Source organism: Ilumatobacter sp. (genome assembly GCF_965215205.1).
Lineage (GTDB): Bacteria > Actinomycetota > Acidimicrobiia > Acidimicrobiales > Ilumatobacteraceae > Ilumatobacter_A.
The window spans coordinates 2,216,202-2,228,674 of record NZ_OZ244049.1 but is presented as its reverse complement, the minus strand read 5'-3'; the positions used below and the strand labels follow the sequence as shown (position 1 = coordinate 2,228,674).

Below are 12,473 nucleotides of genomic sequence, written 5' to 3'. Positions count from 1 at the left end.
TCGGGGTTCGACCTCAAAACAGCTGGACGCTCCACGCAACGGGATTTCCACCCGGTGGAGTGCTCATCTGACACTTCGTCGCCGAGTTCGCTCGGCCACGTTTTCGTTGGAGAGTTTGATCCTGGCTCAGGATGAACGCTGGCGGCGTGCTTAACACATGCAAGTCGAACGAAGTCCAAGGAGCTTGCTCCGGAAGACTTAGTGGCGAACGGGTGCGTAACACGTGAGAAACCTGCCCCGGACTTCGGGATAACAGTTGGAAACGACTGCTAATACCGGATACCACCGTCACCTCGCATGGGGAGACGATGAAAGGTCCGCCGGTCCGGGAGGGTCTCACGGCCTATCAGCTAGTTGGAGAGGTAACGGCTCACCAAGGCATCGACGGGTAGCTGGTCTGAGAGGATGATCAGCCACACTGGGACTGAGACACGGCCCAGACTCCTACGGGAGGCAGCAGTGGGGAATCTTGCACAATGGGCGCAAGCCTGATGCAGCAACGCCGCGTGCGGGAAGAAGGCCCTAGGGTTGTAAACCGCTTTCAGGAGGGAAGAAAATGACGGTACCTCCAGAAGAAGGTGCGGCCAACTACGTGCCAGCAGCCGCGGTAACACGTAGGCACCAAGCGTTATCCGGATTTATTGGGCGTAAAGAGCTCGTAGGCGGTTCAGTCAGTCGGGTGTGAAAACTCAAGGCTTAACCTTGAGAGGTCACTCGATACTACTGTGACTAGAGTGCGGTAGGGGAGCGGGGAATTCCTGGTGTAGCGGTGAAATGCGCAGATATCAGGAGGAACACCAGTGGCGAAGGCGCCGCTCTGGGCCGTAACTGACGCTGAGGAGCGAAAGCATGGGTAGCAAACAGGATTAGATACCCTGGTAGTCCATGCCGTAAACGTTGGGCACTAGGTGTGGGTCTCAACCAACGAGATCCGCGCCGTCGCTAACGCATTAAGTGCCCCGCCTGGGGAGTACGGTCGCAAGACTAAAACTCAAAGGAATTGACGGGGGCCCGCACAAGCAGCGGAGCGTGTTGCTTAATTCGATGCAACGCGAAGAACCTTACCTGGGTTTGACATGTAGGGAAAAGCTCTAGAGATAGGGTGTCCTTCGGGGCCTTACACAGGTGGTGCATGGCTGTCGTCAGCTCGTGTCGTGAGATGTTGGGTTAAGTCCCGCAACGAGCGCAACCCTTATCCTGTGTTGCCAGCAAGTAATGTTGGGGACTCGCAGGAGACTGCCGGGGTCAACTCGGAGGAAGGTGGGGATGACGTCAAGTCATCATGCCCCTTATGCCCAGGGCTGCAAACACGCTACAATGGCCGGTACAAAGGGCTGCGATCCCGTGAGGGTGAGCGAATCCCATCAAAGCCGGTCTCAGTTCGGATTGGAGTCTGCAACTCGACTCCATGAAGCCGGAGTTGCTAGTAATCCTGGATCAGCACGCCAGGGTGAATACGTTCCCGGGCCTTGTACACACCGCCCGTCACACCACGAAAGTCGGCAACACCCGAAGCCGGTGGCCCAACCCCTCGGGGAGGGAGCCGTCGAAGGTGGGGTCGGTGATTGGGGTGAAGTCGTAACAAGGTAGCCGTACCGGAAGGTGCGGCTGGATCACCTCCTTTCTAAGGAGTGCTTCGTCTGCCGATGATCAGCACGACGTCTGATCCGGTAGCACGACACACCTGTTGGTGCACTGGTGCGTCTGTCGAACGACCCGAGCACGGGTCGAGGGATTCGGTCCCTCCTCGTGCGACGACGTCCGACGGGCACCGTCTTCTCTTCCGTTTTGAGGGATTCGATCCTTCACGCCGCAGCGAGCGGCCTCGAGCTCCCACCGATCCACGTGATCGGTGGAGTGGCTCTGACGGCATCGCTGATCGGTGGCTCCTTGAGAACTGCAGAGCAAGCACGAGCATCTTTATTGGCCGGCCCGTACGGGTCGGCCCGTAACAACGAGGCGTCTTCGGACGTCTCGCCGAACGAGAAGATAGATCTTGTTCTTTCCAAGCTACAAAGAGCCAACGGTGGATGCCTTGGCACCAAGAACCGATGAAGGACGTGAGTGACTGCGAAAAGCTACGGGGAGCCGTCGACTAGGCCCTGATCCGTAGATGTCCGAATGGGGAAACCCACCACTCGTCATGGAGTGGTACCGCTGTCTGAACACATAGGGCAGCAGGAGGGAACCGGGGGAATTGAAACATCTCAGTACCCCGAGGAAAGGAAAGCAACCGCGACACCCTGAGTAGCGGCGAGCGAAATGGGTAGAGACTAAACCGTGCCAGTGCCAAGCCTGAAGGCGTTGCTGGTGCGGGGTCGAGGGACCAGGAGATACTGCTTCAGAAGTATCACGGGTTACAAGTGCTGCATAGGAGAACGGATCAGGAAAGGTCCGGCCGGAGTGGGTAACAGCCCCGTATCCGAAATGCACGTACTACCCGCCTGTCATCCCAAGTAACGCCGGAACCGTGAAAGCCGGCGTGAATCTGTGGGGACCACCCCATAAGTCTAAGTATTCCTTGGTGACCGATAGTGAACCAGTACCGTGAGGGAAAGGTGAAAAGTACCCCGGGAGGGGAGTGAAATAGTACCTGAAACCGTTGGTTTACAAACAGTCAGAGCGTCGTCGTACTCTTCGGAGTGCGATCGCGATGGCGTGCCTTTTGAAGAATGAGCCTGCGAGTTACGGTGTGTGGCAAGGTTAACCAGAGATGGGAAGCCGGAGCGAAAGCGAGTCTGAATAGGGCGTGAAGTCGCATGCTGTAGACCCGAAGCCAAGTGATCTATCCATGGCCAGGTTGAAGCGGAGGTAAGACTCCGTGGAGGACCGAACCCACGTAAGTTAAAAATTGCGGGGATGAGCTGTGGATAGGGGTGAAAGGCTAATCAAACTTGGCGATAGCTGGTTCTCCTCGAAATGCATTTAGGTGCAGCGTTGCGTGTTCAGTACCGGAGGTAGAGCACTGATTGGGTAAGGGGGCCCACAAGCTTACCAACCCCAGTCAAACTCCGAATGCCGGTACTCCAGAGCGCAGCAGTGAGACCGCGGGGGATGAGCTCCGCTGGTCGAAAGGGAAACAGCCCAGATCATCAGCTAAGGCCCCTAATTCAGGACTAAGTGGAAAACGATGTGGGATTGCACAGACAGCCAGGAGGTTGGCTTAGAAGCAGCCACCCTTGAAAGAGTGCGTAATAGCTCACTGGTCGAGTGATCCTGCGCGGACAATGTAACGGGGCTCAAGTCCTGAGCCGAAGCTATGGGTTCGTACGTTCCTTCGGGACCGTACGAGCGGTAGAGGAGCGTCGATGCAGCTGAGAAGCGGATCCGTGAGGGCACGTGGAGCGGCATCGAGTGAGAATGCAGGCATGAGTAGCGAGAGAGGGGTGAGAAACCCCTCCGCCGAAAGCCCAAGGGTTCCTGGGGAAGGCTAATCCCCCCAGGGTGAGTCGGGAGCTAACACGAGGCCGAGAGGCGTAGTGGATGCACAACTGGTTGATATTCCAGTACCACCGTGACCGCGCCAGGTCCAAGAGTGGCAACGTTGGGGCTGTTCACCTTCGGGTGAGCGAACCGACCGAGCCGCTGGCGGATAGCTGACGGGGGACGCAGGAGGATAGATGAACCCGGGCAATGGTTGTCCCGGGGTAAGCGTGTAGGTGGATCCTTTTGAGAGATCGGATCTCAACACTGAGACGCGATGCCGAGCGACATACTGCGAAGTCATCGATTCCATGCTGCCAAGAAAAGCCCAGCAGTGAGCTGTCACGGTGCCCGTACCCCATACCGACACAGGTGGGCGGGTAGAGAATACCAAGGCGAGCGGGAGAACTGTGGTTAAGGAACTCGGCAAATTGCCTCCGTAACTTCGGAAGAAGGAGGACCCTCTCTGGTGACGACACTTGCTGTCCGAGCTGAGGAGGGTGGCACAGACCAGGGGGTAGCGACTGTTTACCAAAAACACAGCAGGGTGCGAAGCCGTAAGGCGATGTATACCCTGTGACGCCTGCCCAATGCTTGAAGGTCACGGGGAACGGTTAGCTCTTCGGAGCGAAGCTGTGAACCTAAGCCCAAGTGAATGGCGGCCGTAACTATAACGGTCCTAAGGTAGCGAAATTCCTTGTCGGGTAAGTTCCGACCTGCACGAATGGCGTAACGACTTCCCCACTGTCTCAACCACAGACCCGGCGAAATTGAAGTACGAGTAAAGATGCTCGTTAGTTGCGGAAGGACGGAAAGACCCCGTGAACCTTTACTATAACTTGGTATTGAGATTTGACCTGCATTGTGTAGGATAGGTGGGAGACTTGGAAGCATTGGCGCCAGCCCGTGTGGAGTCGCTGTTGAAATACCACCCTGTGTATGTTGAATCTCTCACCTCGATCCGTGATCCGGATCAGGGACAGTTCCAGGCGGGTAGTTTGACTGGGGCGGTCGCCTCCTAAATTGTAACGGAGGCGCCCAAAGGTTCCCTCAGGCTGGTTGGCAATCAGCCGTCGAGTGCAATGGCACAAGGGAGCTTGACTGCGAGACCTACAAGTCGAGCAGGTACGAAAGTAGGGCATAGTGACCCGGCCATCACGTGTGGAAGTGTGGTCGCTCAACGGATAAAAGGTACTCCGGGGATAACAGGCTAATCTTTCCCAAGAGTCCATATCGACGGAAAGGTTTGGCACCTCGATGTCGGCTCATCGCATCCTGGGGCTGAAGCAGGTCCCAAGGGTTGGGCTGTTCGCCCATTAAAGCGGTACGCGAGCTGGGTTCAGAACGTCGTGAGACAGTTCGGTCCCTATCCTCCGCAACCGAAGGAACATTGACACCGGCTGTCCTTAGTACGAGAGGACCGGGACGGACGTAGCTCTAGTGTGTCTGTTGTCTCGCCAGAGGCATCGCAGATTTGCCACCTACGGAAGGGATAACCGCTGAAAGCATCTAAGTGGGAAACCCGGGTGAAGATGAGTGTTCCCATACGGTAAACGTAGTAAGGCCCGTGACGAGACCATCACGTTGATAGGCCGGAGGTGTAAGCGTGGCAACACGCTCAGCCGACCGGTACTAATCGGCCGAGGGCTTGGTTTGAACAATGCTCGTGCTTGCTCTGGAGTCATCAGGGAGTCATCCCTTTGACAACTGATTTGGGTGACCATAGCGACAGGGTCACACCCGTTCCCATCCCGAACACGGAAGTTAAGCCTGTCAGCGCCGATGGTACTTGGGGGTAGACCCCCTGGGAGAGTAGGACGTCGCCCGATCTCGACTCGAGAGCCCCACCTGACCCGTCGGTCAGGTGGGGCTTTCGTCGTTCTCGGCGCACGTGGCGAGTGGCGGCCCCTAGCCTTGACCGCCATGTCTGCAGAGCGCTCCGATCGTCCGTCGTCCGGTGGACGGGGAGGCGGATCGCGCGGGTCGTCCGGTGGTGGCCGCTCGAGCTCCGGGCGAGGCCGGTCCGATGGCCGTCGGCCCGGATCGGGCTCCCCGGGAGGAGCCGGGCGGGATCGAGATCGGTCGGGCCGGCGGCCCGATGGCCGTGACGGGTCGCGCGACTCCTCGGGAGGCGCCGGCGGCCGCAGCTCCGGTGGCGGTCGGCCCGACGGGCGGTCGCGCACCGGCGGGAGGCCGGGCGGAGCTGGCCGCGACGGTCGGTCGCGACCCGGTGATCGCTCCCGCAGCCGCGGCGACAAGTTCTCGCCCAAGTGGAAGGACACGGTCGACGCCCCCCAGACCGAGGCGCAGCGCCGGGCGGCCGAGGTCGACCGGCGGCGCGGGCCGCGCCCGCCCGCCGACCCCGATCGCGATCGCCGGTGGGCCGCCGAACGGGTCACCGAGCAGTGGGTCGACGAGGGTTCCGTGCGTGACGTGGCGTCGGCGGCGGCCGAGCGCGCCGCCACCGCTCCCGTCGAACGGCGCGAGCCGCGCCCGCTCGACCCCGACATCGGTGCCGAGCTCGTCGACGCCCTCGGCACCCAGCGCGGTGCGCGCCTGTCGGAGCGGCTCGCCCAGGCGTCGGAGGCGCTCGACCGCGAGCGCTTCGACGAAGCGCGCCGGCTGGCCGCCGCGATCGCCAAGGAGGCGCCGATGGTGTCGGCGGTCCAGGAGGTCCTCGGTCTCGCTTCGTATCGCCTGGGCCGGTTCAAGCCGGCTGTCGCCGCGCTGCAGAAGGCGCAGGAGCTCAACGAGAACCCCGCCCTGCTCCCGGTGATCGCCGATGCCTACCGGGGTCTGCGACGCTGGACGGCCGTCGAGCGCGTGTGGGACGAGATCAAGGCGGCCTCGCCCGCCCAGGACGTCATGGCCGAGGGGCGGATCGTGATGGCCAACTCACTCGCCGATCGCGGTGACGTCACGGGGGCGATCGCGCTCATGGAGGACGGCCGCACGCCGCCCAAGCGCGTGCGCGACCACCACCTGCGGGAGTGGTACGTGCTCGGTGACCTGCACGATCGCGCCGGTGACACGATCGCCGCGCGGCGGTGGTTCGGGGCGATCGCGCAGACCGCTCCCGACTTCGTCGACGTCGCCGAGCGGCTCCGGGGTCTCGGGCGGTGAGGGCCTCGGCTCACCCGACGACGGCGACCCCGCACTTCCGAGCGAACGTCGTCGCCGTCGTGGCCGGCGAGAAGGGCCGGGTCCTCGCCTTCGAGCGGATCGACCTCCCCGGCGAGTGGCAGCTCCCGCAGGGCGGGATCGATCAGGACGAGACCCCGCAGGTGGCGGTGTGGCGCGAGCTGGAGGAGGAGACGGGCCTCCGTGCCTCCCAGGTGGAGCTCGTCGGCGAGTACCCGGAGTGGACCGCCTACACCTGGCCCGACGGGCCGCGGCGGAACGGTCGACTCGGCCAGGCGCAGCGTTGGTTCTTCTTCGAGGTGCGCGATCGAGACGTCGAGCCCACGCCCGACGGCGTCGAGTTCGGTGCGTGGAAGTGGGTCGAGCGCACGTGGCTGGTCGACCACGTCGTCGAGTTCCGACGGGCGTCGTACCGGCGCGTCCTGCTCGACGAGCGCACGACGTGAACGACGCGACCGACCCCTCCGTTCCGTCGATCGAGTCGACGACCGTTCCGCCGCCCGGAACGGCGAGCGCGACGAGGTGGGGTCGACGTCGATGAGCGGCGACGACCTCTTCGGCGCGGCGGCCGATCGCGCCCGCCTCAGCAGCGCCCCGCTCGCCGCACGCCTGCGGCCGCGCACGCTCGACGACGTCGTCGGCCAGCGCCACCTGGTCGGCCCCGACCGCCCCCTGCGCCGCCTCGTCGAGTCGGACCGGTTGACCTCGGCGCTGCTGTGGGGCCCGCCCGGCACCGGCAAGACCACGCTCGCGCTCGCGGTCGCCGGCACGACCCGGCGCGCCTTCGAGCAGCTCTCGGCGGTCACCGCCGGTGTCAAGGACGTGCGCGAGACGATCGAGCGCGCCCGCCAGCGCCTCGGCGAGCGAGGCCAGGGCACCATCTTGTTCCTCGACGAGATCCACCGCTTCTCCAAGTCCCAGCAGGACGCGCTCCTCCCGTCGGTCGAGGACGGGACGCTCACGATGATCGGGGCGACGACCGAGAACCCGTTCTTCGAGGTCAACCCCCCGTTGCGCAGCCGCTCGACGCTGTTCCGCCTGGAGCCGCTGGAGCCGGGTGACGTCGAGGTGCTCGTGCGTCGGGGTCTCGAGGCCGAGGGGGCGTCGGCGACCGACGAGGCGATCGGTCTGCTCGTCGACCGCTCCGGCGGTGACGGGCGCCAGGTGCTGACCTCGCTCGAGGTGGCGTGCGCGCTGGCTGCGGACGGCCGGGTCGAGCTCGCCCACGTCGAAGCCGCCCTCGGCACGAGCGCCCTGCGCTACGGCCGCGACGACCACTACGACGTCGTGAGCGCGTTCATCAAGTCGATGCGCGGCTCGGATCCCGACGCGGCGGTCTACTGGTTGGCGCGCATGCTCGAGGCCGGCGAGGACGCCCGCTTCATCGCGCGACGACTGGTGATCTTCGCGAGCGAGGACGTCGGGCTCGCCGACGCGACGTCGCTCCAGGTGGCGGTGGCCGCTGCGCACGCCGTCGAGCACGTCGGGCTCCCGGAAGCCCAGCTGAACCTCTCGCAGGCGACGATCCACCTCGCGACGGCCCCGAAGAGCAACCGGGCGGCGCTCGCCGTGTGGAGCGCGCGGGCCGCGGTGCGCGACGGCGCCACCGGTGAGGTCCCCGCCCACCTGCGCGACGCCCACCACCAGGGCGCCGCCGCTCTCGGCCACGGGGAGGGCTACCGGTATCCTCATGACGATGAGTCCGGCCACGTCGATCAGCAGCACCTGCCCGACGCGCTCGTCGGGCGCCGGTGGTACGAGCCGTCCGAGCACGGCGAGGAACGGCGAGTGGCGGAGATGATGGCCCGCCGAACCGCCGGGGTGCGGTCGTGACCGCCGGCGAGCTCGTCGTCGTTCTGGCGGCCGTGCTGCTGAGCATCGGGTTCGCCGCGCTCGTCGTGGTGCTGCTGAGGGTGCTCGACGCGGTGCGCGACCTGCGTGGCGAGGTGGTCGAGATGCGCGAGCAGACGCGCCCGCTGATCGACGAGCTGCGCGAATCGGCCCACGTCGCCCGCCAGGACCTGGAGCGCTTCGACAAGGTGCTGGGATCGGCCGAGGCGATCGGCGACGCGGTCGGATCCACGGTCGCGCGATCCGCCTACTCCTCGCCGGCGATCAAGGCGGCCGGGGTGGCGCGCGGCGCCGGTCGCACCTGGTCGCGCCTGCGCGGCCGGCCCGTCGCCGCCCGCTCGACGCGCGGCGCGGACGTGATCGACGTGCGGCGCGGCCGTGCCGAGATCCCACGGGAAGCCAGGAGGCGCGCGTGATGAAGCGGATCTCGTGGTTCGTGGGCGGGGTGGCGGCCGGCGCGACCGGGGTCGGCTACGCCAGGCGCAAGGTGCGCTCGACCGTCGCGCAGGTGTCGCCGAGCGGGGTCGCCCGATCCGCCGCGACGAAGGCGCGCGGCACCGCCGGCCACGTCGTCGGGGCGGTGCGCGAGGGTCGCGACGCGATGCGCCAGCACGAGGACGAGCTCAAGGCGCGGCGTGACGGGCGCCTCGTGTCGCTCGACGACCACGTCGGCCCCCAGGACCAGGTCTTCGTCGACGGCGTCGAGGTCGACTCGGATCGCGTCGTCGTCCTGCGGCCCCGGTGAGGCACCCGCGTTGAGCAGCGTCGCGCCGGCAGGGACCGTCGACGTCGAAGCGGTGGCCGATCTCGAGGTCGTCGCCGCCGCGCTGCGTGCGCGCATCGACCCCGCCGCGGTCCGCTCCGGTGCGACCGAGACGCGGCTCTACCGACGCGACGCATCGACGATGAGCGGGGCGGCCGCGGTCGTCGTCTTCGCGTCCTCGACCGACGACGTGCGCGCTGCGGTCGAGGTGGCGAACGACCTCGGCGTGCCGTTCGTCGCACGCGGGTCGGGCACCGGGCTCGCCGGCGGGGCCGTGCCCCGGGCGGGCTCGATCGTCATCTCGACGTCGAAGATGGATCGGATCCTGTCCGTCGACCCGGTCAACCGGCAGGCGTGGGTCGAGCCCGGTGTGCTGAACCTCGACCTGTCGCGGCGGATCGCGCACCACGGCGTCCACTTCGCCCCCGATCCCAGCAGCCAGCAGACTTGCTCGATCGGCGGGAACGTCGCGAACAACTCGGGGGGACCGCACTGCCTCGCCGACGGGGTGACGAGCTCCCACGTGCTCGCTCTCGAGGTCGTGCTGCCCGACGGATCGGTGACCGTGCTCGGTGGAGAGGAGCCCGAACCCGACGGCCTCGACCTGCGCGGCGCCTTCGTGGGGTCGGAGGGGATGTTCGGGGTGGCCACGAAGGTGTGCGTCAAGCTCACCCAGGACGCTCCCGACGTCGCCACGATGCTGATGGAGTTCGACTCGGTCGCCGAGGGCGCGCAGCTCGTGAGCGACATCATCGCAGCCGGGATCGTGCCCGCCGCGGTGGAGATGATGGATCAGCTCTGCCTGCGCGCCGTGGAGGCCTGGCTCCACGCGGGGCTCCCCGTCGACGCGGCGGCGGCGCTGCTCGTCGAGTGCGTCGGGGAACCGGGGCAGGTCGCCGACGAGGTCGCGCGCATCGAGGAGCTCGCGGCCGCCGGCGGCGTCGCACGCATCCGCACCGCCGCCGACGAGGCCGAGCGCGCCGTGCTGTGGAAGGGACGCAAGGGCGCATTCGGGGCGGTGGCGCAGGTGAAGCCGAACTACTACCTCCACGACACCGTCGTGCCTCGCGCTCGGCTCGCCGAGGTCATCGAGAAGGTGTACGAGATCACCGAGCGGGCGGGGATCGACGTGATCAACGTCTTCCACGCGGGCGACGGCAACCTCCACCCGCTGCTCGTGTACGACGCGCGCGAGGAGGGGATGGTCGACAAGGTGCACGCCGCGGGGCGCGAGATCGTCCGCTTCTCCGTCGAGGTGGGCGGGGTCCTGTCCGGTGAGCACGGCATCGGCCTCGAGAAGCGCGACATGATGTCGCTGATGTTCTCCGAGGTCGATCTCGCGGCTCAGGAGACCCTGCGCACGGCGTTCGATCCGCGCCTGCTCGCGAACCCCGACAAGGTGCTGCCGAACCCGGCGACCTGCGGCGACGTCCAGGCCGTGCCGCCCGGCGCCTGGATCTGATGGACCGGACGCTCGACGACTTCGCCGCGTCCGTCGGAGCCGCCGGCGACGTGACCGTCGAGGGGACGGCCAGCCGCGGCGGGGGAGTGGTCGACGTCCGCTCGGTGGCGGCGCCGGCGGGGATCGCCCGCGTCGACGCCGCCGAGATGGTGGTCGAGTGCGGGGCGGGGACCCCCGTCACCGACGTCCTGGGGGAGCTCGCCGAGGTGGGCCAGACCGTGTCGGTCCCACCCGGGGGGACGATCGGCGGCGCGCTCGCCGTCGGTGCCAGCGACGTGACCCGGCTCGGCCACGGCCCGATCCGCGACGTCCTGCTGCGGACCCGCTACGTGTCGGCGACCGGACAGGTGACGACGGCGGGCGGCCCGACCGTGAAGAACGTGAGCGGGTTCGACCTGTGCCGGCTCCTGGTCGGATCGCACGGGACGCTCGGGTTCTTCGGGGACTGCATCCTGCGCACCCGTCCCCTCCCGCGCCACTCCGCCTGGTTCGCGACCTCGGGCGAGCCCGCGCGGCTGCTGCGCGACCTGCACCGCCCGGTCAGCGTCCTGTGGGACGGGGCGACGACGTGGGTCCGCCTCGACGGCGACGAGAGCGACGTGGACGCCGCCGCCGGGCGTTGCGACCTGATCGCGGCGGACGGGCCGCCTCCGTCGCCGGGGCCGCACCGCTGGTCGATGCCGCCGGCGGGGATCGACGTCCTGCGCGACGAGCCGGCGGGCTCCTTCCTCGCCGAGGTGGGCGTCGGCGTCGTGCACCACTCGCGCCCCCAGGAGCGACCGGACCCGCTGCCCGAGGTGCGCGCGCTGCACACCCGGATCAAGGAGGGGTTCGACCCCGCCGGACGGCTGAACCCCGGCGTCGACCCCCTGACGGCCCGTCGGCGACGGATGTGACCCGCGCCTTCGTCGACCGGCCCGTCGGCGACCACGCCGCCGCGCGCCGGGTCGCCGTCGCCGCGACCGAGCGGTGGGGCCTCGGGACGCCGACGCCGCTGAGGACGGCGATGAACGCCATCTTCACGGCCGGGGGTGCCGTCGTGCGCGTGTCGGCGCCGAGCGTGCCGGCCGTCGCCTCGATCCACCTCGCCCGGTCGCTCGCCGAGCGGGGGGTGCCGGTGCCGGCACCGGTGCGCGACGACGTGGTCGAGGTGTCCGGTCTCAGCGCGACGGCGTGGGAGCGCGTCGAGGACACGGGACGTCCCGTCGACTGGCACCGGACGGGCGAGGTGGTCCGCGCGGTGCACTCGATCGACCCCGCCGACCTGCCCGACGGGGTGCCGTGCCCGTCGCCGACGGATCTCCCGTGGTGGCGCCACGACGAGATGCTCGACGAGCTGGCCCCCACCCTCGACGCCGCCGCCGTCGACGGCCTGCGTGCGGCGATCGAGCGGCACCGGGGGTGGGGCGACCTCGAGGGGGCCGACCTCGTCACGTGCCACGGTGACGTCCACCCGGGGAACGTGATCATGAGCCCGGACGGGCCCGTGCTGCTCGACTGGGACCTGCTGTGCGTCGCGCCGCGCGGGTGGGACCACGCCCCGCTGATGACGTGGACCGAGAGGTGGGGTGGGCGACCGGGGATCTACGACGAGTACTCCGGCGGGTACGGCTGGTCGGCGCGCGGCGACCGCCACGCCGAGGCGTTCGCCGAGCTGCGGCTCGTCTCGGCCACCCTGATGAGGTGGAAGGCGGCCACGGTCGATCCCGCGGCGCTGGCCGAAGCCGAGCTGCGACTCGCGCACTGGCGCGGTGACCCCGACGCGCGGGTGTGGGGCGCGCAGTAGCCGGCGACCGGCCACCGTGCCGTCTCCGCTCCGTCACGACGTCATCG

At 67.0% G+C, this 12,473-nt stretch carries 8 protein-coding genes and 3 rRNA genes; all 11 read left to right on the top strand.

What is annotated here, in order from left to right:
• The first annotated feature begins 103 nt into the window (after positions 1-103).
• The 11 genes from ACOOHC_RS10485 to ACOOHC_RS10435 all read left to right on the top strand — a co-directional run bounded on the left by ACOOHC_RS10485 (position 104) and on the right by ACOOHC_RS10435 (position 12,426).
• Positions 104-1,624, top strand: a 16S ribosomal RNA gene (locus ACOOHC_RS10485).
• Between the two features lie 379 nt (positions 1,625-2,003).
• A 23S ribosomal RNA gene (locus ACOOHC_RS10480) occupies positions 2,004-5,079 on the top strand.
• Positions 5,080-5,135: 56 nt separating this feature from the next.
• Positions 5,136-5,252 (top strand): 5S ribosomal RNA (gene rrf, locus ACOOHC_RS10475).
• Together the 16S, 23S and 5S rRNA genes form the textbook arrangement of a ribosomal RNA operon.
• Before the next feature lie 595 nt (positions 5,253-5,847).
• Complete coding sequence (locus ACOOHC_RS10470; protein WP_420450350.1) at positions 5,848-6,546, top strand: hypothetical protein; 699 nt, start codon at positions 5,848-5,850, stop codon at positions 6,544-6,546.
• Positions 6,543-7,010 (top strand): NUDIX domain-containing protein, encoded by a 468-nt coding sequence (locus ACOOHC_RS10465; RefSeq protein WP_420450349.1) that lies wholly within the window; start codon positions 6,543-6,545, stop codon positions 7,008-7,010. The genes ACOOHC_RS10470 and ACOOHC_RS10465 overlap by 4 nt, the downstream gene beginning before the upstream one ends.
• Positions 7,011-7,101: 91 nt before the next feature.
• Positions 7,102-8,397, top strand: coding sequence for a replication-associated recombination protein A (locus ACOOHC_RS10460; RefSeq protein WP_420450348.1), 1,296 nt, complete (start codon positions 7,102-7,104; stop codon positions 8,395-8,397).
• Complete coding sequence (locus ACOOHC_RS10455; RefSeq protein ID WP_420450347.1) at positions 8,394-8,831, top strand: hypothetical protein; 438 nt, start codon at positions 8,394-8,396, stop codon at positions 8,829-8,831. The genes ACOOHC_RS10460 and ACOOHC_RS10455 overlap by 4 nt, the downstream gene beginning before the upstream one ends.
• Positions 8,831-9,160: a hypothetical protein gene (locus ACOOHC_RS10450; RefSeq protein ID WP_420450346.1), complete on the top strand. Its 330-nt coding sequence runs from the start codon at positions 8,831-8,833 to the stop codon at positions 9,158-9,160. The genes ACOOHC_RS10455 and ACOOHC_RS10450 overlap by 1 nt, the downstream gene beginning before the upstream one ends.
• Positions 9,161-9,170: 10 nt before the next feature.
• Entirely contained in the window at positions 9,171-10,640 is a 1,470-nt protein-coding gene (locus ACOOHC_RS10445) for an FAD-binding oxidoreductase (protein WP_420450345.1), read from the top strand.
• Positions 10,640-11,536 (top strand): FAD-binding protein, encoded by an 897-nt coding sequence (locus tag ACOOHC_RS10440; RefSeq protein ID WP_420450344.1) that lies wholly within the window; start codon positions 10,640-10,642, stop codon positions 11,534-11,536. The genes ACOOHC_RS10445 and ACOOHC_RS10440 overlap by 1 nt, the downstream gene beginning before the upstream one ends.
• Positions 11,533-12,426: a phosphotransferase enzyme family protein gene (locus tag ACOOHC_RS10435; protein ID WP_420450343.1), complete on the top strand. Its 894-nt coding sequence runs from the start codon at positions 11,533-11,535 to the stop codon at positions 12,424-12,426. Before ACOOHC_RS10440 ends, ACOOHC_RS10435 begins: the two co-directional genes overlap by 4 nt.
• Positions 12,427-12,473 lie beyond the last annotated feature (47 nt).